16 protein-coding genes, 1 rRNA gene and 1 other RNA gene are annotated in these 19,685 nt (G+C 31.6%); 12 read left to right on the top strand and 6 right to left on the bottom strand.

Annotated features, from left to right (window positions below; all coding sequences use genetic code 11):
* Window positions 1–31: 31 nt before the first annotated feature.
* The 5 genes from serS (at window position 32) to ACK2WO_RS02260 (ending at window position 5,619) form a co-directional block, all read left to right on the top strand.
* On the top strand, window positions 32–1,303 hold the full coding sequence (gene serS, locus ACK2WO_RS02280) for a serine--tRNA ligase (protein WP_414698242.1): 1,272 nt from the start codon (window positions 32–34) through the stop codon (window positions 1,301–1,303).
* A 274-nt stretch (window positions 1,304–1,577) separates the two neighbouring features.
* Complete coding sequence (locus ACK2WO_RS02275; protein ID WP_414698241.1) at window positions 1,578–2,414, top strand: transporter substrate-binding domain-containing protein; 837 nt, start codon at window positions 1,578–1,580, stop codon at window positions 2,412–2,414.
* A 76-nt stretch (window positions 2,415–2,490) separates the two neighbouring features.
* Window positions 2,491–3,165 carry an amino acid ABC transporter permease gene (locus tag ACK2WO_RS02270; RefSeq protein WP_414698240.1) on the top strand — a complete coding sequence of 225 codons (675 nt, stop codon included), beginning with the start codon at window positions 2,491–2,493 and terminating at the stop codon, window positions 3,163–3,165.
* Window positions 3,166–3,181: 16 nt separating this feature from the next.
* A complete protein-coding gene (locus tag ACK2WO_RS02265) occupies window positions 3,182–3,928 on the top strand; it encodes an amino acid ABC transporter ATP-binding protein (protein WP_414698239.1) in 747 nt (248 codons plus the stop codon).
* Window positions 3,929–4,473: 545 nt separating this feature from the next.
* Window positions 4,474–5,619, top strand: a complete 1,146-nt coding sequence (locus tag ACK2WO_RS02260) for a deaminase (RefSeq protein WP_414698238.1) — start codon at window positions 4,474–4,476, stop codon at window positions 5,617–5,619.
* A gap of 117 nt (window positions 5,620–5,736) precedes the next feature.
* Here the strand turns inward: ACK2WO_RS02260 and ACK2WO_RS02255 are convergent, their stop codons facing one another.
* Together ACK2WO_RS02255 and ACK2WO_RS02250 are read right to left on the bottom strand one after the other, a co-directional pair.
* Entirely contained in the window at window positions 5,737–6,927 is a 1,191-nt protein-coding gene (locus ACK2WO_RS02255; protein ID WP_414698237.1) for a hypothetical protein, read from the bottom strand.
* Window positions 6,928–6,937: 10 nt separating this feature from the next.
* A complete protein-coding gene (locus ACK2WO_RS02250; protein WP_414698236.1) occupies window positions 6,938–8,149 on the bottom strand; it encodes a hypothetical protein in 1,212 nt (403 codons plus the stop codon).
* A gap of 141 nt (window positions 8,150–8,290) precedes the next feature.
* On the opposite strand from ACK2WO_RS02250, the gene ACK2WO_RS02245 reads away from it, so the two are divergent.
* Complete coding sequence (locus ACK2WO_RS02245) at window positions 8,291–9,505, top strand: cell wall-binding repeat-containing protein (protein ID WP_178411307.1); 1,215 nt, start codon at window positions 8,291–8,293, stop codon at window positions 9,503–9,505.
* Between the two features lie 335 nt (window positions 9,506–9,840).
* On the opposite strand, the gene panC is transcribed toward ACK2WO_RS02245, so the two are convergent.
* From panC to ACK2WO_RS02230, 3 genes are all read right to left on the bottom strand, one after another.
* Window positions 9,841–10,686 carry a pantoate--beta-alanine ligase gene (gene panC, locus ACK2WO_RS02240; RefSeq protein ID WP_178411308.1) on the bottom strand — a complete coding sequence of 282 codons (846 nt, stop codon included), beginning with the start codon at window positions 10,684–10,686 and terminating at the stop codon, window positions 9,841–9,843.
* Between the two features lie 131 nt (window positions 10,687–10,817).
* Window positions 10,818–11,645 (bottom strand): 3-methyl-2-oxobutanoate hydroxymethyltransferase, encoded by an 828-nt coding sequence (panB, locus tag ACK2WO_RS02235; RefSeq protein ID WP_270840258.1) that lies wholly within the window; start codon window positions 11,643–11,645, stop codon window positions 10,818–10,820.
* Entirely contained in the window at window positions 11,645–12,535 is an 891-nt protein-coding gene (locus ACK2WO_RS02230) for a Rossmann-like and DUF2520 domain-containing protein (protein WP_414698235.1), read from the bottom strand. Before ACK2WO_RS02230 ends, panB begins: the two co-directional genes overlap by 1 nt.
* A gap of 342 nt (window positions 12,536–12,877) precedes the next feature.
* On the opposite strand from ACK2WO_RS02230, the gene ffs reads away from it, so the two are divergent.
* The 5 genes from ffs to ACK2WO_RS02205 all read left to right on the top strand — a co-directional run bounded on the left by ffs (window position 12,878) and on the right by ACK2WO_RS02205 (window position 16,262).
* Window positions 12,878–13,143, top strand: an RNA gene (gene ffs, locus ACK2WO_RS02225) — signal recognition particle sRNA large type.
* Window positions 13,144–13,291: 148 nt separating this feature from the next.
* Window positions 13,292–14,974, top strand: a complete 1,683-nt coding sequence (gene dnaX, locus ACK2WO_RS02220) for a DNA polymerase III subunit gamma/tau (protein ID WP_414698234.1) — start codon at window positions 13,292–13,294, stop codon at window positions 14,972–14,974.
* A gap of 132 nt (window positions 14,975–15,106) precedes the next feature.
* Window positions 15,107–15,460: a YbaB/EbfC family nucleoid-associated protein gene (locus tag ACK2WO_RS02215; protein ID WP_178411312.1), complete on the top strand. Its 354-nt coding sequence runs from the start codon at window positions 15,107–15,109 to the stop codon at window positions 15,458–15,460.
* A gap of 8 nt (window positions 15,461–15,468) precedes the next feature.
* Entirely contained in the window at window positions 15,469–16,068 is a 600-nt protein-coding gene (gene recR, locus ACK2WO_RS02210) for a recombination mediator RecR (RefSeq protein WP_040410758.1), read from the top strand.
* On the top strand, window positions 16,068–16,262 hold the full coding sequence (locus tag ACK2WO_RS02205; protein WP_006441195.1) for a hypothetical protein: 195 nt from the start codon (window positions 16,068–16,070) through the stop codon (window positions 16,260–16,262). Before recR ends, ACK2WO_RS02205 begins: the two co-directional genes overlap by 1 nt.
* Before the next feature lie 90 nt (window positions 16,263–16,352).
* Here the strand turns inward: ACK2WO_RS02205 and ACK2WO_RS02200 are convergent, their stop codons facing one another.
* A complete protein-coding gene (locus tag ACK2WO_RS02200) occupies window positions 16,353–17,597 on the bottom strand; it encodes an MGDG synthase family glycosyltransferase (RefSeq protein ID WP_414698233.1) in 1,245 nt (414 codons plus the stop codon).
* A 473-nt stretch (window positions 17,598–18,070) separates the two neighbouring features.
* Between ACK2WO_RS02200 and ACK2WO_RS02195 the strand changes: the two genes are divergently transcribed.
* A 16S ribosomal RNA gene (locus ACK2WO_RS02195) occupies window positions 18,071–19,573 on the top strand.
* Window positions 19,574–19,685 lie beyond the last annotated feature (112 nt).

The following is a 19,685-nucleotide window of genomic DNA, read 5'->3' as shown; positions in this document are numbered from 1 at the left end:
CAGAAATTTTTATTTGGGGAGGAGCAGAAAAATGCTAGATATCAAAAGAATAAGAGAAAATTTAGATGAAATCAAACAGGCTATGCAGATAAGAGGAGAAAAAGAATTCGACCTTGATGGAGTTGTAGCACTTGATGACCAGAGAAGAGATTTATTAAAAGAAGTTGAAGTATTAAAACAGGAATTAAATGTAGAATCTAAAAAAATACCTCAGCTAATAAAAGAAGGAAAAGACGTTACAGAAGATAAAGCTAGATTAAAAGAATTATCTGATAAAATAAAAGGAATAGACGTACAGGTTAAAGAAGTAGAAGATAAATTAAACTACACATTAATGAGAATACCAAACGTTCCTCATCCAGATGTACCACAGGGAGAAACTGATGAAGACAACGTAGAAGTTAAAAAATGGGGAGAACCTAGAAAATTTGACTTTGAACAGAAAGCTCACTGGGATATAGGAACTGATTTAGGAATATTAGATTTCGAAAGAGCTGGTAAAATAACAGGATCAAGATTCACATTATACAAAGGTTTAGGAGCTAGATTAGAAAGATCTTTAATAAACTTCTTCCTAAACACTCATACAGCTGATCATGGATATACAGAAGTATTACCACCTTTCATGGCTAATAGAGATAGCTTCTCAGGAACTGGACAGCTTCCAAAATTTGAAGAAGACATGTTCAAACTAGAAGGATTAGAATACTTCTTAGTACCAACAGCAGAAGTACCAGTAACAAACATACACAGAAATGAAATATTAACTGCAGATCAGTTACCAATAAAATACTGTGCATACACTCCATGTTTCAGATCAGAAGCAGGGTCTGCAGGTAGAGATACAAGAGGTCTAGTAAGACAGCATCAGTTCAACAAAGTTGAATTAGTTAAATTTGTATTACCAGAAAACTCTTATGATGAATTAGAAAAATTAACTATGGATGCAGAAGAAATGCTTCAGTTATTAGGATTACCATACAGAAGAGTTAAAATATGTACAGGTGACTTAGGATTTACTGCAGCATTCAAATTTGACTTAGAAGTATGGATGCCAAGCTACGGAAGATACGTTGAAATATCTTCTTGCTCAAACTTCGAAGACTTCCAGGCTAGACGTGCTAACATAAAATTCAAAAGAGATAAAAAGTCTAAAGCAGAATTCGTTCATACATTAAATGGATCAGGACTTGCAGTAGGTAGATGTTTAGCAGCTATACTTGAAAACTATCAGCAGGCTGATGGTTCAGTAGTAGTTCCAGAAGTATTAAGACCATACATGGGTGTAGATGTTATAAAATAATAAAATTTAAAATGTAGTATATAAAGAACTGCCGAGAAATTGGTGGTTCTTTTTTTATTTTTAAGAAAATTACAATAAATTAAAACTATAAAAAGTTTGAATAAGAATTGAGTTGAGAGAAATTAAAAATATTCACTAGATTGTTTGTTATTTATATTAATAGAGTTTATCTATAAAAAAAATTAATTTTATAGATAATAACAATTGGCTATTTTTTGTAATATAAACTACAATTAAAATGTTTAATACTTAATTGAGAGAGAGGAGAAATAAAATGAAAACAAATTTTTTTAAAAAAATTATTAGCATGGGATTAATTGCAATGCTTACAGTTGGATTAACAGCATGTGGTGGAGAGGACACTTCTAAGAAAGACGAAAGTGCAGCGGAAAATAATAAGGAAAAACAAGTAGTTCAAATTGGTGCCTATGGTTCACATGTACCATTTAACTATATGGAAAATGATGAATTAGTTGGTTATGAAGTAGATATTTGGAAAGAAATTGCAAAGAGAAATAATCTTGAATTAAAATATACAATTTCATCTGATGTAGCAGGTCTTTTTACTATGCTTGATACAGGTAAAATAGATACAATTTTATGTCAAGTAAGTGCTACAGAAGAGCGTGCAGAAAAGTATGATTTTACTGAACCATATATGTATAGTCCAGGAGCATGGTTTGTAAAAGAAGATTCAGAAGATGTCAATACAATAGAAGATCTTTATGGGAAAAAAGTTGGTGTAATTGCTGGTGGAGTAGATATTGATATGTATAATGCTGCTGATCCAGAAGGAAAAATTGAGCAGGTTGTATATTCAAATGTAACTGCAGCTTATAAAGATATTGAAGTTGGAAGATTAGATGCAACAGGTGTTTCTCGTCCTCAGGGATTATATCTTATTAAAAAAGGAGATGTAACTGGCTTAAAAGTAACAGGATATAATGGAATTACAGAAACAGATATTTTCCCAATTCTAAAAGGAAAAAATAAAGAATTACTTGAAATGGCTAACAAGACAATTAAGGAAATGAAGGAAGATGGAAGTCTTGCTGAACTAGCAGTTAAATGGTTCGGTGATGATGTTACTGTTAATCCTGATAATAAGTAAATATTATATAAAAGAAATAAAACGGAGTGGCTAGCAACAGTCCTCCGTTTTTTATATGAAAAGGGTGTGAACAACTATGTCTATGTTTGAAAATTTGGATATTGAATTTATGATTGAAACGATGCCTTTATTATTGAAAGCGACACAAATGACATTGTTTTTAGCAATTGTTTCATTAGTTATAGCGTTTGTACTTGGATTAATTATAGCAGCAATACGATATTTTAATATTAAGGTGTTGTCTCAAATTGCTAAGTTTTATGTATCTTTCTTTAGAGGAACTCCATTAATTGTACAGTTATTTCTTATTTACTTTGGTGTTTTTACAATGTACCCTATGTTAACCCAATTACCTGGTACAGTTGCAGCAATTGTTACTTTAAGTTTAAATAGTGCAGCATATATGAGTGAAACTATACGAGCGGCATTTGAATCGGTTGATAGAGGGCAGATAGAAGCAGCATTATCCTTGTGTATGACAAAATTACAATACATGCGTCGTATTGTTTTACCACAATCTATGAGAGTAGCATTACCTTCTCTATTTAATTCTCTGATTGATTTAATTAAAGGAACATCCATTGCTTTTACAATTGGTGTTTCTGAAATGATGGCAATGGGAATTTATGAGGGAAGTAGACAGTTTAATTATTTTGAAATATATTTTGATATAGCAATTATTTATTATATTATGTCTATTATACTTGGATTTTTACAGAAAAAATTAGAATATAAAATGAGCAAATATTAAATGAAAGGAATAAACAATGATACATATTGAACATCTATATAAAAAATTTGATTCGACAGAAGTATTAAAAGATATCAATTTGGATGTTGAGCGAGGAGATGTTGTTGCTATTATTGGACCTTCAGGAACTGGAAAATCAACTCTTCTTCGATGTATTAATTATCTTGTAACACCTTCAAAAGGTAAAATTACAGTAGATAATGTTACAATAGATGCAGCTCAATATACAAAAAAACAAGTTATGAGTTTACGTAGCCATTTATCAATGGTATTTCAAAATTATAATTTATTTAGAAATATGACAGCATTGGATAATGTAATGGAAGCATTAGTGACTGTTCATAAGAAAAGTAAAGAAGAATCAAGAAAAAAAGCTATTCAACTTTTAAAGAAAGTTGGTATGGAAGAAAGAAAAGATTATTATCCATCTGAACTTTCAGGAGGACAACAACAACGTGTTGCTATAGCACGTGCGCTTGCTGTAGAACCAAGTGTTGTGCTGTTCGATGAACCAACATCAGCATTGGATCCGGAGTTGGTTGGAGAAGTTCTTTCAGTAATGAAAAATTTGGCGAATGATGGAACAACTATGATTATAGTTACACATGAAATTGAATTTGCTAGAAATGTAGCAAATAAGGTTGTGTTCATGGATCAAGGAACTATTTCTGAAATAGGAACACCAGAACAAATTTTATCAAACCCAACAAATCCTAGATTGATTCAATTTTTAAATATTGTTAAGCCGGAGGAGATAGTTTAGAGGATATAATTAGCATCAGAATAAAAAATGAGAAGAATTTTTTTAATAGAAGTAATTGATTATATACCTATAAATTCATATATAAAAAATTTTATATGTGTGTTTTGTAATGCTATAAATTTAGTAAAAAGTATTGAGGAAATATTTTACACTAAATGAATTTAGAAATTTAATAAAATAAAGTATGAAAACGTAAAATAGATATTGTTAATTTTAAATAATTTACTATGTTTATTGCATTAAATTAATTAATATGATGTACATTTTTAATTATAATTTTTTAGAAAATATTAATAAATAGGAATTAAAGAGATGTTATATAAATTATAGCATCTCTTTTTAAATATAAATTAATCCACAATAGGTATTGAAATAACATTAAATTTAAACTAAGCTAGATTATATGATTAGTTAAAAGTGTATGAATATGTAGTTAAAAAGTACTAAAATAATAGAAAAAATTAAATATCCAAGTAAAAATAGTGGATAAGTGGATAAAATTTCTGTGTTTTTAAAAATATAAACAAGAAAGGCTGTGGATAGAATTGAATAAATCTAAAATAATATCTTTTGATATGAGCAATCGAGCAAAGGATAAAGAAGTAGAAATAGTTAAAAATAGAGAAGATGAGATAATAAACAAAGAGATTTTAGACATATACAACAAAGATTTTGAAAAGATTGGAACTGCTACAAGAGGAGAAATTCACGAAAAGGGACATATACATAAGGTAGTTCACTGTTGGTTTGAAGAAGATACAGAAGATGGAAAATACTGCTATTTCCAACAAAGAGCGATGTATAAAAGTTACCCAGGGTTATACGGTGTGATGGTCGGTGGGCATATAGATTCTGGAGAGGATGTATTTGAAGCACTTAAAAGAGAAATCTCAGAAGAAGCTGGGATAGTGGCTAAAGAAGAAAATATTTCGTTTATCAATGAGATTTTTGAAAATATAGTGGACGGAGATTTTATAGATAATGAAATTTGTGAGGTATATAGATATAAGGTAGATAAAGATACAGAATTTAATCCTAACAAAGAAGTTGCAAAAGTTGTAAGAATGAATGAAGAAGAGTATAAAAAATGTGTGTTTGGAATAACTGAAACCGTTGAAGCTGAAGTTGTAGCTGTGTCTAATCAGAAGGGAATGAAAGAATATGCAGTAGGTGATAAATTCCTTATAAATACAGAGGATTTCTGCGAGTATGATCGCCAGTATGTAAGAATGGTTACAGGAATGAGGGATGACGAGTATTTTATGATGGAGGCACTTAGAGAAGCTAAGAAGGCCTATGATAAAGAAGAAACTCCAATTGGTGCGATAATTGTAAAAGATGGAGAGATAATAGGAAGAGGACATAATTTAACTGAGCATTTAAAAGATGCAACTGCACACTCTGAAATACTTGCGATAAAGAATGCTGCTAAGAAGTTAAAAGGATGGAGATTGTTTGGCTGCAAGATGTATGTAACTATGGAGCCATGTATAATGTGTTGTGGAGCTATTGTAAATTCGAGAATCAGAGAAGTTGTCATAGGAGCTAAGAGGGTAAAGAATGCCAAGATAGAGAAACAGTCTGACTTTAAGAAGGAGTATTTTGAAGATTCTAAGGTTGAATACAAGTATGGGGTGTTAGAAGAAGAGTGTGCGGGTATGTTAGGAAGTTTCTTTAAGAGATTGAGATAATACTATTATGAGTTTTTTAGAAAAGTAATAATTAAAAAATAGATATAAAGATAAATAAAAAACCACCATAATCTACTAAATTATAATAGTGGATAATGGTGGTTTAAATTTTATATTTTAAGAAACAAAATAGCTTTGGTCAACTGGAGCAAAAGTTTTATCCATTTCTTCAAAAATAGAATCTATTCTATCCTTATGAGAGTGATAATAACTAGATGTAAATGATAAGCTAAAATTAAATATAACAAGCTCATCTACTAGGTAACAAGATAGATAAATTTTATCTGGATTTTCAGAGCTTCTTTGAGCTATATATAATTTTTTACCATTTATTTTACTGTATATTGTTTCTGATAAAGAGCTTAAATAGTTTAAATAAGATTCAGCGGTAAAATCTTCTATAACTTGATTAAAACTATACCCCATATTTACATAAAATTGTTCATCACGAGAAATAAAGTCAATATTTTTACCATTACCAGGAACAAGACCTGGTAGCATAAAATCAGGGTAGTTAATACTTCCACACTCATGATAGACCTTATTATAAGTAATTGGATCATCAATAGTTTTATCGTTTATTATATTTTTACCTAAAATTTTGCAATATTGAAGGTCATAATCTTTTCCCTTAACATAATCACCTAAAAGAATTAGATTTGTAGGGTAAGGTGCGTATTCCCCAGGCTCTCTAGCCTCAATTGTAGCAACTTGCAATCTGTTGTTAGAAATAGTATCATTATTAGAGTTATTTTCTGATACATTATTATTCTGGATATTATTATCCAAATTAGCTACAAAAGCTTTATAAACATTTGTAACTATACTATCAAACTCATCTAAATATTCTATAGGATAAATCATCATAAAACTAAAAATATCACTTCCCAAAAGAATACTAGACTTATAATATTCAAAATTATTATTAGTTCCAGATACACTAAAACGAATATCCTTATAACTATCATAATTAATATTTTTTAGACTCGACATATCATAATTATAAAGATTTCTAAAATTTGTTCCAGGCTTTTCCTTATATACCTTTAAAGATACTGAATTATCTTGAGTAGCTAAAGCAATATAATCATCACCTTCCTTAGAAACTCCTAAAAAACTAGGATAATTAAAGGTTACGCCTTCAAAAGTATAACTATTGTAATCAACATTAGAAAAATCTATATTATCACAAGATTCAACAGAATTAGAGACATCAGATTTTTTAATATCTTTACTTTTGCAAGCTACTAGATTAAAAGATAATGCAAAACAAAGAGTTAATACTGAAAATTTTTTCAAATATTTCATAATCTACCTCCTAAAGCCCACCGTTATGTCTAAATGATGCTTTTATGTTTTCAAAAATATCTAAGAACATTTTTTCATTATTATAATAAAAATCTGGTTCAACAGAAAGTGAAACATAATCATTTTCATTTTCATCTATGTAGTGAATTTTCATAGAAACATGAGAACGTGGTTGAGAACCAGCTTCTATTATATAAAGGAAATTATCTGAAAGCTCTTTTTTTATGATATTTGAATATTTATTATCTGAACAATATTTATTAAAGAAAGCGACCGCATTAGGACATTCAGCTGGTTCTAAATTTTCTGTAGAGATAACAGAAAACTCAGCAAAGCCAGCTTCATTTTCATTAGTTCTAAAATTAATTCCGTATTTGGCATCAGGAACCATTAAGAATTGCAGAAAATCAGGATATTTTACAGAGCAACCAGGTATATTAACTGTATTATATCCAAAATCTCCATCAATATGAGAAGTTCCATATACATTTTTTCCTATAATAGAGCAGTAGTCTATATTATAATTTTTGTTTTTATCATAATCTCCTAAAAACTCCATCTGCTCTTCATCTGAAATAGACAAAATCTTATCTTTCCCATCTAAGCTAGGAAGATTTGATTGACTTTTTTCTTCTTCAATAAATTCATCAGGACCTGCATATTTAACAAAACTATGATAAACTCTAGTAACTATTGGATCAAATTCTTTTTCATATTTTTTAGGATAGACCATCAATAAATTTTGAAGATAGTATCCATCTACACCTTCAAATATAATAGAACATTTGTAGTATACAGTTTTTCCATCATCTCCGGAAATTCTGTATTCATAGTCCTCAAATACATTAAATCCAACATTTTTAGAATTAGCTAAATCCTTGTCATAAATAGTTTTAAAATCAGAAATCTTTCCTGCATATTCTACACTCATATAGCAAGACTTGTTAGCAGTAAAAAATTCGACTTTGTTATCATCTAAAGAATCAGAAGTATACTCTAAAAAATCTGGTATATCAAAAGTAATACCATTAAAACCACCATAGTCATTATAACTTACATTTGAAAAATCAATAGACTCACAGTCAGGATAATTATCATTAGAAGAACTCTGATTTTGTGAGGAAGATTTCTTTGAACCTTTAGAAATATTTTTTGATGCACAAGCAGAAAGATTAAATGCCAAAAGAGCAGCAAGAGAAATTGAAACAAACTTTTTAAACACAAGAATCACCTCTATTTGTAATAATATTGTAATTTAAGGTTATCATATAAAATATTTAATTTCAAACTAAATTACTATAAACATTGAAGAAGAAAATTTTATATGCTATATTTAAATTAAAATAAAAAGGAGGTAATAGATATGAATAAGAAAAAAGTAATTTCATTTTTATTAGCTGGAATGATGATTATTCCAAGTTTCTCAACGCCAATTCATGCTTTGACAAAAGGTGATAGAGAATATATAAGAGAACTAGCAAAACAAGAGGCTGAAAATGAATATGGTAAAAAATATAAATCAGTTATATTAGTAAATGAAAACTCTCTAACATCCGATGGTTTATGTGCTAGTGGATTAGTTGGAGCAACTGAAGGATTATTTATTCCAATAGATGAAAGTAATTTATCTGCTAAAAATTTAGATAAGTCTCTAAAAAAGAATAATAGAAATTTAAAAAATGTATATATTATAGGTGGAGTAAAGGCAATATCAGATAAATATAAAAATGAACTAGAATCTCTAGGATATGAATGTAAGAGAATAGAAGGAAAGGATAGAATAGAAACTAGTTTTAAAATAGCTGATGAAATAAGTAAAATTAGTGAAGTTAAAGAATATGCTGTTGCAAGAGGCTTCAAAGGAGATGCAGATGCTGTAAGTATAGCATTTCAATCCAAACTAAGAAAAATGCCGATAATTCTTTCAAAAGATGGAAAAACATTAAACTATAATACAAAAGGGAAAAAAGTATATGCTATAGGTGGAACAGCTGTTTTATCAGATTCATTAGTGAATAGTTTAAATGCAAAAAGACTAGCTGGAAAAGATAGATTTAGAACTAATGAAGCTATAATAAAACACTTCAAAGAAACAAATATTTGTCCGGTAGATGGAATTAATGAAAGATTAGGAATAGCTATTATGGCATCTAATTATGGGTATGATCAACCAGTATTAATTACAGAAAATAGTTATAAAGGAATGTTTATAGGAAGACATTTTAGTTCAGCATATTTTCCAGATGATAAGAGAAGTATGACGTTACACAACTTGGCAGTACATGCTAGATATGGAACAGATAAATACTTGGATACTTTACATAAAAAAACTAAAGTTAAAAAATATGATTATATTTTTGGAAGAGAAGAGTATCCTATAACTCCTATGCGGAATAGTAAACGTATAAAAGATTTTGAAAAGAATTACTATCCATTTGGATTATATAAGGTTGTAGATTATAAAGCATATTGGGGAGTAGATGAAAATGACAATAGCCGTAGTTATTACCTTGTAAATAAAGAGAATGGAAAAATATATAAATATGATAAAAAGAAAGATACTTTAAGACAGGTATAATAATATAAAGGGTGTTGTTTTTTTACAGCACTCTTTTTTATTAACTATATAATAATTACCTTTTCAAAAAAATAATAAAGCCCCAGGAAAAAATGTGTGGAATTCCCGGAGCTTTGAGAAAAGAAATAAAAAAGAGTTGTATAAAATAATACTAGTACATTATAACATATAAAAAAGGGAAATGTAAACAAAATATAGAAATAGTTTACAGACAAATAAAAAACGAGGAAAACATTGAAATTTCAACAATGTATTGTCCTCGTTAAAAAAATTAAAATAATTATAAAAAAAATATATAACGATAAAAATAAAAATAGTTAAAATTAATTCAGAAGCTAAGCTAATCTAAAAGTAAAATTATCTATAAGTCTAGTCTTACCTATAAACACAGCTATAGCAACAAGAACATCTCCTTCAACAGATTCTACAGGCTGAAGAGTTTCACTATCAACTATTTCTATATAATCTGCTTTAGCTAGAGGTTCTTCCTTTATTTCGCTTTCTATAAGATCTCTTATTTCACTTACACATCTTAAACCACCTTCCATAGCAGCTTTAGCTTTTGTAAGGCTTCTATTAAGTACAAGAGCAGCAACTCTTTCTTCAGCAGAAAGATAAGTATTTCTTGAACTCTTAGCAAGACCATCAGCTTCTCTAACTATTGGGCATCCTACTATTTCAACATCCATGCTTAAATCTCTAACCATTCTTTTTATTATAGCTAACTGCTGTGCATCTTTTTCACCGAAATATGCTCTATCAGGAGTAACTATATTTAAGAATTTAGAAACAACTAAGCAAACTCCACCGAAATGAACTGGTCTTTTAGCTCCACATAAACCTTTTGATAATCCTTCAACATTTACAGTTGTGCATTTATCAGGGAAGTACATTTCTTCTGGTTCTGGATTGAAAACTAAATTAGCTCCAGCATCTGTACAAAGAGCGTAGTCTTTTTCTATATCTCTTGGATAGTCTTCAAAATCTTCATTTGGTCCGAACTGAGTTGGGTTTACGAATACGCTGACAACTACTCTATCATTTTCTGAAACAGCTTTTTCTATTAATGATCTATGTCCTTCGTGAAGGTATCCCATAGTAGGTACGTATCCTACAGTAAGACCTTCTTTTCTCCAAGCTTTAACCTGTTCTCTAACTTCTTTTATTGTATGTACTAACATTTTAATTCTCCAATCTAATTTTTATAAAGTTGTAATTTTATTCCTTATTTTAATTTCAATTAAATAAATTTCTAAATCTAATAATTATATGCTTAATAATATATAACTCAATCAATTTAATTTATATCTAATTAATAAAGTTTTTTAAGTTCTTCTTCATCTATTTTAAAAGTATGTTTCTGTTCTGGGAATGAGCAGTTTTCAACTTCTTCTATATATTCACATATAGCATCTCTCATTACCTTACCAGTATTTGCATACTGTTTAACGAATTTTGGAACGAAGTCATCAAACATTCCAAGCATATCCTGATAAACAAGTATCTGTCCGTCACAATCAACACCAGCACCGATTCCTATAGTAGGTATTGAAACAGCTTCAGTTATTAATTTTGCTATTGCAGCAGGAACACCTTCAAGTACTATTGAGAAAGCTCCAGCTTCTTCAAGAAGTTTAGCATCTTCTATTAATTTTCTAGCTGCTTCTTCAGTTTTTCCCTGAACTTTAAATCCACCAAATGCGTTTACAGACTGAGGAGTAAGTCCTAAATGTCCCATAACTGGTATCTGAGCATCTACTATTGCTTTAACCTGTTTAGCTACTGTTGCACCACCTTCAAGTTTAACTGCGTGTGCGCCGCCTTCTTTAACTATTCTTCCTGCGTTTCTTACAGCATCTTCTATAGATACATGGTAAGAAAGAAATGGCATATCTCCAACTATTAATGCATTTTTAGCACCTTTTTTAACTGCTCTAGTGTGGTAGATTATGTCTTCAACAGTAACTCCAAGAGTATCTTCGTCTCCTTTTATAACCATTCCAAGAGAATCCCCAACTAGTATTCCGTTTATTCCACAGCTATCTATTATTTTAGCCATTGAATAGTCGTATGCAGTTAACATACTTAATTTTTTACCTTCTTCTTTTGCTTTTTTGAATGATAATACAGTGTTTTTCATTATTCTTTACCTCCGAGTAAGTTTAAAAGTTTGCGGTATTTTTCTGATGATTCTACAAGCTTTTCGAGAGAATCTTTGTTTTCACCAAATTCCCTTTCAGCTTTAAGTTTTAATAAATTCATAGAAAGATTTTTATATATTTCTATATCGCTATCCTTTAATACAGATAGATGTTTTTCTACAGGAGATACATCACCTCTAGAAACAGGTCCTGTTAAAGAAAGTCTATATCCTTTTTCTTTTATATTTTGTATATTTCCTGTAATAAGAGGATATAGTGCTTCAAAGGCTTCATCTTCAGAAAGTCCTAAATCTGTTAAATATCCAGTTCCTATATTAAATAGAGATAAAGCTAGATTAGAAACTACTACACTAGCTAAATGGTATTTAGCAGATGAATCTGAGCCTCTAGTGAAGTATTTATTGCCTAAAGAATCCATAAGTTTTATAACATCAGAGTCTTTAGATACATTTTTACCTTCTACTGAGAAATACACGCTATTTAGTTGTTCTAAGTTTGTGAATTTATTAGAAAATGCAAACATTGGATGTATAGAATAGATTGATGCACCTGAATTTTCTGCACTAGAAAGAACATCTGATGGAATAGAGCCACTTGTATGGCAAACTGATTTTCCAGTCAGATTGTATTTTGAAATTTGATTGCTTATTTCTGAAATTATGTCGTCGGGAGTGGTAATTATTATAATATTACTTTTATTGATTAAACCTTCTAAGTCCGAAAAAGATTTTGAGTCTGTTAGACTAGCAGCTTCTTCTAATGATTCTGGATTACGACCGTAAAAACCAGAGATAATTATATTTTTAGTTTTAAAATATCTAGCAAGCGAAACGCCTACTTTTCCAGGTCCGATAAATCCTATGGACATAATGGTATCACCTCCAAAACTAGTGTGATCCTAACCCCGATTTTCAGAAATAAGTTTTTAATGCTTAAAAATAGGTACAGTTCTATAATATAGATACTATCCAAATAATATTTTAGCACCATAATTATTTAATAACAATATGAACAAGTAAAGTAACGTTATCATAAGAAATAATAAATTTATAGGCATATACTTAAAAAATAAATTTTAAAATTTTTCAAAGAAACAAGTTTTTTTATTTTTCTTGATGAAAGTATATCTTTGTGATATTATAGTATAGTAATTCACAATGACATTTTAATAAAAAGTGTTGTTTGAAAATTAAATACGGTTATAATTTTGCTGTACTAGATGGGGAGGTAGCGGCACCCTGTAACCTGCAATCCGCTGTAGCAGGGTTGAACTCCATCTGGAGGATTTGTAATTGAAGTGCAGTCTCTATTTATTTGGTGTTGACGCTCAGGTCCTGGGCAATGGAAGCTCGTGAATCCCGTCAGATCTGGAAGGAAGCAGCGGTAAGCGATCCCTTCTGTGTGACCCAGGGATGCCTTGGCTGAGCTGAGTAGTAGGGCAACGGCTTTGAGGAGAAGACGATAGATGGTGTACAGCTTATTTTTTTAATAGCAAATCCCACATTATATTAATGAAGGGATTTTTTTTTATTCTTATTTTTATAAATTATAAAATCAAAATAGTAAAAAATACAGTTTATAAAATATAAGATTATCAATAAATTATTGTAAAGGGGTGTAGTATATGCACAAGGCATTGTACAGAGAATATAGACCTCAAAAGTTTTCTGATGTTGTAGGACAAGAACATATTATAAGAACTTTGAAAAATGAAATTATGTCAGGAAATATAGCACATGCGTATATGTTCAGTGGAACTAGAGGAACAGGTAAAACTACAGCTGCTAAGATTTTTGCTAGAGCTGTAAACTGTTTAAACCCTCAAAATGGAGAACCTTGTAATGAGTGTGAATCTTGTAAAGCTATATTGAATGATAGTACAGTAGATATTTTTGAAATAGATGCGGCATCAAATAATAGTGTAGATGATGTTAGAGAAATTAGGGAGAGTGTAAAATATACTCCAGCTAATTCAAAATATAAGGTATATATTATAGATGAGGCTCACATGCTTTCTAAGGGTGCGAGTAATGCACTTCTAAAGACTATTGAAGAACCACCAGAATACGTAGTGTTTATTTTTGCTACAACAGAGCCAAATAAGATGATACCTACAGTTCTTTCAAGATGTCAGAGATTTGATTTTAAAAGAATTACTGTTGAAGAAATGAAAGATAGAATGAGATATATCTGTTCTAAAGAAGGGGTAGAGGCTGAAGAAGATGCACTTTCTGTAATAGCTAGAAACTCTCAAGGTGCACTTAGAGATGCACTTAGTATTTTGGATAGATGTATTTTGTTTGGAGATACACATTTAAAATATGATGATGTAGTTGAGATTTTGGGTATTGTAAATATAGATGAAATATTTGGGTTGGCTGATGATATTATAACTCATAATGTAGCAGCTGCACTAAAAAAAATAGATTCGTTTATTTCCAGTGGTAAAGATATAGAGATTTTATCTTCTGAACTGCTTGAGCATATGAGAAGTTTGATGATATGTCTTGCAGCTAGAGATAGTGCTAAAGAAATGATATCTGTATCTGATGATGAATTTGAAAGAATGAAGAAAAGTATATCAAATACAGATATAGATAATATTATAAGAATTATAAATATTTTATCTGAGATTCAGAACAATTTAAAATATGCAACAGATAAAAGAACAATCTTTGAGGTTGGAATTATAAAAACAATTAAGCCTACTTATGATACAAGTAAGGAGGCACTCGAAGAAAGGGTAAAATATTTAGAAAAGGTTATAGAAAGTGGCAAGATAACTGTTTCATCAAGACGTGCTGATTCAATAGATGAGGGTACAGATGAAGCTGATGATAAGTTAGAAGAGGATTCTAAGCCTAAAAAAACTAAAGTATCTCAGAATAAGTCTGGCAATAAGAAATCAAAGAAATACGAAGAGATGAAGAGCGACGACCTTAAAAAAATCGAGCGGCTGTGGGATAAGATTCTTGATAAGATGAAACAAGATAGAAAGATGCCTGTTAGAGCAATGCTTCTTGAAAAGAAAAATCTTAAAGAGCATAATGGTGTGCTTTATATAATTTTTGGCGAAAAATTTGCATTTGCTAAAAAAAGTCTTAGCGACCATGGAAATTCAGAGTATATAGAAAGTGTTGTTAGAGATATTGTACATAAGAATTTTTCTGTTAAAGTAATTTTAGAATCTGAGGCTGATATGATTAATATGGATATTGATAAAGAGGCTGACAAGGGTGAAGAGTTATTAAAGCAGGTTGTAGATCCAGAGCTTATAGAGGTAAGAGATAGCATGGATGATGAATAAAATTTATTATTATTGCTTAAAATATAAATAAGTAATAAAATAAATTATGATTGAATTAGTACTGCTGATAGATTCAGCTTACAAAGAATATAATAAATAGAATAAATAAATTTTAATTAGGAGGAATTTGGAATGGCTAAAAAAGGATTCCCAGGTGGAATGCCTGGTATGGGCGGAATGAACATGAATAAAATGTTAAAACAGGCTCAGAAAATGCAGGAAGATATGGCAAAAGCTCAGAAAGAGTTAGAAGAAAAAGAAGTAGAAGCATCAGTAGGTGGAGGAGCTGTTACTGTTAAAGTAAACGGTAAAAAAGAAGTGGTTTCTATAAGTATAAAAGAAGAAGTTGTAGACCCAGATGATGTGGAAATGTTAGAAGATTTAGTTTTAAGTGCTGTTAATGAAGCTCTTAGAAATATAGACGATCTTCAGGCTAATCAGATGAACAAACTTACAGGTGGAATGAATATACCAGGATTATTCTAGGTGATATGATGCAGGTATATACAGAACCGATTACTAGATTAATAGAAGAATTTTCAAAATTACCTGGAGTTGGAAGAAAGACAGCTCAGAGATTAGCTTTTCATGTTGTTAATATGAACAATAATGATGTTGAAGCATTGGCAAAGGCTATTGTCGATGCAAAGAGAGAGATTAGATACTGCTCGATTTGTTGTAATATAACTGATACAGATCCATGTAGTATGTGCTCAAATAAAAATAGAGATAAAAGTGTTATTTGTGTTGTTGAAGACCCAAGAGATGTAGCAGCTATGGAGAGAACTAAGGATTACAATGGTCTTTATCATGTTCTTCATGGGGTTATTTCGCCTATGGATGGAGTAGGGCCAGATATGATTAAGATAAAAGAACTTTTGGTTAGACTTTCTAATCAGGATGTTAAGGAGATAATCATGGCTACAAATCCAACTGTTGAGGGTGAGGCTACAGCTATGTATATTGCTAGACTCGTTAAGCCAATGGGAATTAAAGTTACTAGAATTGCACATGGGCTACCAGTAGGTGGAGATTTAGAGTATGCAGATGAGGTTACAATTTCGAAGGCGCTTGAAGGAAGAAGAGAGATATAATGAATATCGGAAAAGAATACGATTTTGATGAAGGCTTAGCTATGGATATTATCACTAAAAAGAGAGTGAATAAACCAAAGCAGAAAGCATCTTCTAAGAAGAAGTATAAAAATGTCGAAGGTTCTTTTAGAAATAATGCTAAGAATTATCAATATGATTATGAAGAGGATTATTATGAACCTGAGAATAAATAATTTTTTAGATTTAGATATTATTTAAGATTTAGATATTATTTAAGATATTAAGAAAGGGACTGTTATCTATTAAGATTTCAGTCCCTTTTATTAGTTATTTTGTTCTTTTATTGCTTCTTCATTTTCCATTATTTCCTGAGATAGATTAGCTATGTTTAGAGCTGAATTTACTTTTTTTATAGATTCAATATTTTTCTTTAGTAATTCTACTCTTTCAGGATAATCTAGTAACACTTTTAATAATACAGGCAATGTATATTTTTTAGTTACTCTTATTACAGCGCCACAGTTAGAAAGGAAATCTAGATTTTCTTCTTCTTGTCCAGGTATGTAATAAGGCACTATCATAGGTATTCCTTTTAGCATTGTTTCAGTAGTAGTTAATCCACCAGGTTTTGTTACTATTAAATCTGCAGCGTATAATATGTCGTTCATTTTATCAGTAAATCCTAGAACCTGAACATTTTTATTATGGTCTGCTATTGCGAGTCTTTTGTCTATTTTTTCTTTTAATACTTTATTTCTTCCAGTTATAACTAAAATTTGGAAGTCTCTATTTATTTCTAGAAGCTCGTCCAATGTTTCTTTTATATTTCCCGCTCCGAAACTACCTCCCATTAAAACAATAGTTTTCTTTTCGGGATCTAAGTTTAGTTCTTTTAGAATAGTATCTTTATCTCTATGGAGTAAGAAAGATTTTTCTACTGGTATACCATAAGGTTTTATTTTTTCAGGAGCTTCACCTTCAGATACTAATAATTCTTTTACATATTCGTGTCCAACTATATAATAGTCTATTTCGTTCTGAATATGTGTAGAATGAACAGTATAGTCTGTAAGTATTGAAATTAATGGTGGTATTTCAATGGGTTCCTCTGACCAGTGGAAATAACTAGAAAGTTCTTCAGGTTCATTAATTGAGTTTTCCGCTATTTTTTTATCATTTGCCATTTTTTTCAATTTACATAAAGCAATCATAGGAAATGGATGTGTTCCTATAATTAAATTAGGTTCTTCATTTTTTATTAAAGTTTTTAATTTTCTAGCTAATAAAGATGTTAAAGGATTATCTTTGTATTCATTTTTTGAAACAAGTTCAGAATCTGAAAGTCTATATATACTTCCGTAAGCTTCTGGAGTATACATAGCAGATTTTTCATATCCTCTAGAAATTAGTTTATCTGTAAAGCTATTTATTAACTTTAAGCTGTCTATTATTTTACATTCTATTGGTTCGCCATTTATATTTTTTAACTCAAGTTCCTCTTGAATTGCTTTAGCAGCGCGGTTATGTCCACCACCTGTAGAAGCTGACATAATAAGTACTTTTTTCATAAAATCCTCCTAATTTCAACAAATAGATTAATTTTATAAAAGTATTTGCTGATAAAAAAACTAATATTTTTTCGTTTAAAAATATTTTTATTTATTAATTTCAATATTAATCTAATACATTAATCGAAAAATTACAAGTAATATGAAGGAAATATCATATTGGAAAAAAGATTGTTTTTAAGTTGGAGAAAAATAAATTAAAAAAAATGAAAAAAAGTGTTGACCATAAAAACAAAAGATGATAATATAATACTTGTCCTTGAGAGAGGGCAGTGAAACAAAACAGAAATGAACTTTGAAAACTGAACAGCAGATATATTTAGTTCGAATAAACAATTCGAACGCCATACAAACCATGCCAGATATTTTGAGATAACATCTGAGCGGATTTAACAAACTAATTTTATTTTGAGCAACGGAATTTTGAGCATTAGCGAAAAATTCGTTGGCGATATAAAATTTCGAAGAAATTTTATTTTGAGAGTTTGATCCTGGCTCAGGATGAACGCTGGCGGCGTGCCTAACACATGCAAGTCGAGCGATTCTCTTCGGAGAAGAGCGGCGGACGGGTGAGTAACGCGTGGGTAACCTGCCCTGTACACACGGATAACATACCGAAAGGTATGCTAATACGGGATAATATATAAGAGTTGCATGACTTTTATATCAAAGATTTTTCGGTACAGGATGGACCCGCGTCTGATTAGCTTGTTGGCGGGGTAACGGCCCACCAAGGCGACGATCAGTAGCCGACCTGAGAGGGTGATCGGCCACATTGGAACTGAGATACGGTCCAAACTCCTACGGGAGGCAGCAGTGGGGAATATTGCACAATGGGCGCAAGCCTGATGCAGCAACGCCGCGTGAGCGATGAAGGCCTTCGGGTCGTAAAGCTCTGTCCTCAAGGAAGATAATGACGGTACTTGAGGAGGAAGCCCCGGCTAACTACGTGCCAGCAGCCGCGGTAATACGTAGGGGGCTAGCGTTATCCGGATTTACTGGGCGTAAAGGGTGCGTAGGCGGTCTTTCAAGTCAGGAGTTAAAGGCTACGGCTCAACCGTAGTAAGCTCCTGATACTGTCTGACTTGAGTGCAGGAGAGGAAAGCGGAATTCCCAGTGTAGCGGTGAAATGCGTAGATATTGGGAGGAACACCAGTAGCGAAGGCGGCTTTCTGGACTGTAACTGACGCTGAGGCACGAAAGCGTGGGGAGCAAACAGGATTAGATACCCTGGTAGTCCACGCTGTAAACGATGAGTACTAGGTGTCGGAGGTTACCCCCTTCGGTGCCGCAGCTAACGCATTAAGTACTCCGCCTGGGGAGTACGCACGCAAGTGTGAAACTCAAAGGAATTGACGGGGACCCGCACAAGTAGCGGAGCATGTGGTTTAATTCGAAGCAACGCGAAGAACCTTACCTAGGCTTGACATCCTTCTGACCGAGGACTAATCTCCTCTTTCCCTCCGGGGACAGAAGTGACAGGTGGTGCATGGTTGTCGTCAGCTCGTGTCGTGAGATGTTGGGTTAAGTCCCGCAACGAGCGCAACCCTTGTCTTTAGTTGCCATCATTTAGTTGGGCACTCTAGAGAGACTGCCAGGGATAACCTGGAGGAAGGTGGGGATGACGTCAAATCATCATGCCCCTTATGTCTAGGGCTACACACGTGCTACAATGGGTGGTACAGAGGGCAGCCAAGCCGTGAGGTGGAGCAAATCCCTTAAAGCCATTCTCAGTTCGGATTGTAGGCTGAAACTCGCCTACATGAAGCTGGAGTTACTAGTAATCGCAGATCAGAATGCTGCGGTGAATGCGTTCCCGGGTCTTGTACACACCGCCCGTCACACCATGGGAGTTGGAGACACCCGAAGCCGACTATCTAACCTTTTGGGAGAAGTCGTCGAAGGTGGAATCAATAACTGGGGTGAAGTCGTAACAAGGTAGCCGTATCGGAAGGTGCGGCTGGATCACCTCCTTTCTAGGGAGAATTATCTGTTGTTCGGTTTTGAAGGTTCATTCCTTCAAAACTGTACTTTGAAAACTACATATATATTATGATATGACATCATTTATTTCCTTAATGTGATAAA

Source organism: Peptacetobacter sp. AB845 (assembly GCF_047528295.1).
In the GTDB taxonomy this organism is placed as follows: Bacteria; Bacillota; Clostridia; order Peptostreptococcales; family Peptostreptococcaceae; genus Peptacetobacter.
Note: the sequence above shows the minus strand (reverse complement) of the source record. Positions and strands in the feature narration are given on the sequence as shown.

Excerpts from the sequence above, each read along its gene's own strand:
- ACK2WO_RS02255 (WP_414698237.1), bottom strand. The coding sequence starts at position 6,927 with ATGAAATATTTGAAAAAATTTTCAGTATTAACTCTTTGTTTTGCATTA.
- panB (WP_270840258.1), bottom strand. The coding sequence starts at position 11,645 with ATGAAAAACACTGTATTATCATTCAAAAAAGCAAAAGAAGAAGGTAAA.
- ACK2WO_RS02275 (WP_414698241.1), top strand. The coding sequence starts at position 1,578 with ATGAAAACAAATTTTTTTAAAAAAATTATTAGCATGGGATTAATTGCA.
- ACK2WO_RS02215 (WP_178411312.1), top strand. The coding sequence starts at position 15,107 with ATGGCTAAAAAAGGATTCCCAGGTGGAATGCCTGGTATGGGCGGAATG.
- dnaX (WP_414698234.1), top strand. The coding sequence starts at position 13,292 with ATGCACAAGGCATTGTACAGAGAATATAGACCTCAAAAGTTTTCTGAT.
- ACK2WO_RS02265 (WP_414698239.1), top strand. The coding sequence starts at position 3,182 with ATGATACATATTGAACATCTATATAAAAAATTTGATTCGACAGAAGTA.
- ACK2WO_RS02270 (WP_414698240.1), top strand. The coding sequence starts at position 2,491 with ATGTCTATGTTTGAAAATTTGGATATTGAATTTATGATTGAAACGATG.
- panC (WP_178411308.1), bottom strand. The coding sequence starts at position 10,686 with ATGTTAGTACATACAATAAAAGAAGTTAGAGAACAGGTTAAAGCTTGG.
- ACK2WO_RS02245 (WP_178411307.1), top strand. The coding sequence starts at position 8,291 with ATGAATAAGAAAAAAGTAATTTCATTTTTATTAGCTGGAATGATGATT.
- recR (WP_040410758.1), top strand. The coding sequence starts at position 15,469 with ATGCAGGTATATACAGAACCGATTACTAGATTAATAGAAGAATTTTCA.
- ACK2WO_RS02230 (WP_414698235.1), bottom strand. The coding sequence starts at position 12,535 with ATGTCCATAGGATTTATCGGACCTGGAAAAGTAGGCGTTTCGCTTGCT.
- ACK2WO_RS02200 (WP_414698233.1), bottom strand. The coding sequence starts at position 17,597 with ATGAAAAAAGTACTTATTATGTCAGCTTCTACAGGTGGTGGACATAAC.
- serS (WP_414698242.1), top strand. The coding sequence starts at position 32 with ATGCTAGATATCAAAAGAATAAGAGAAAATTTAGATGAAATCAAACAG.
- ACK2WO_RS02205 (WP_006441195.1), top strand. The coding sequence starts at position 16,068 with ATGAATATCGGAAAAGAATACGATTTTGATGAAGGCTTAGCTATGGAT.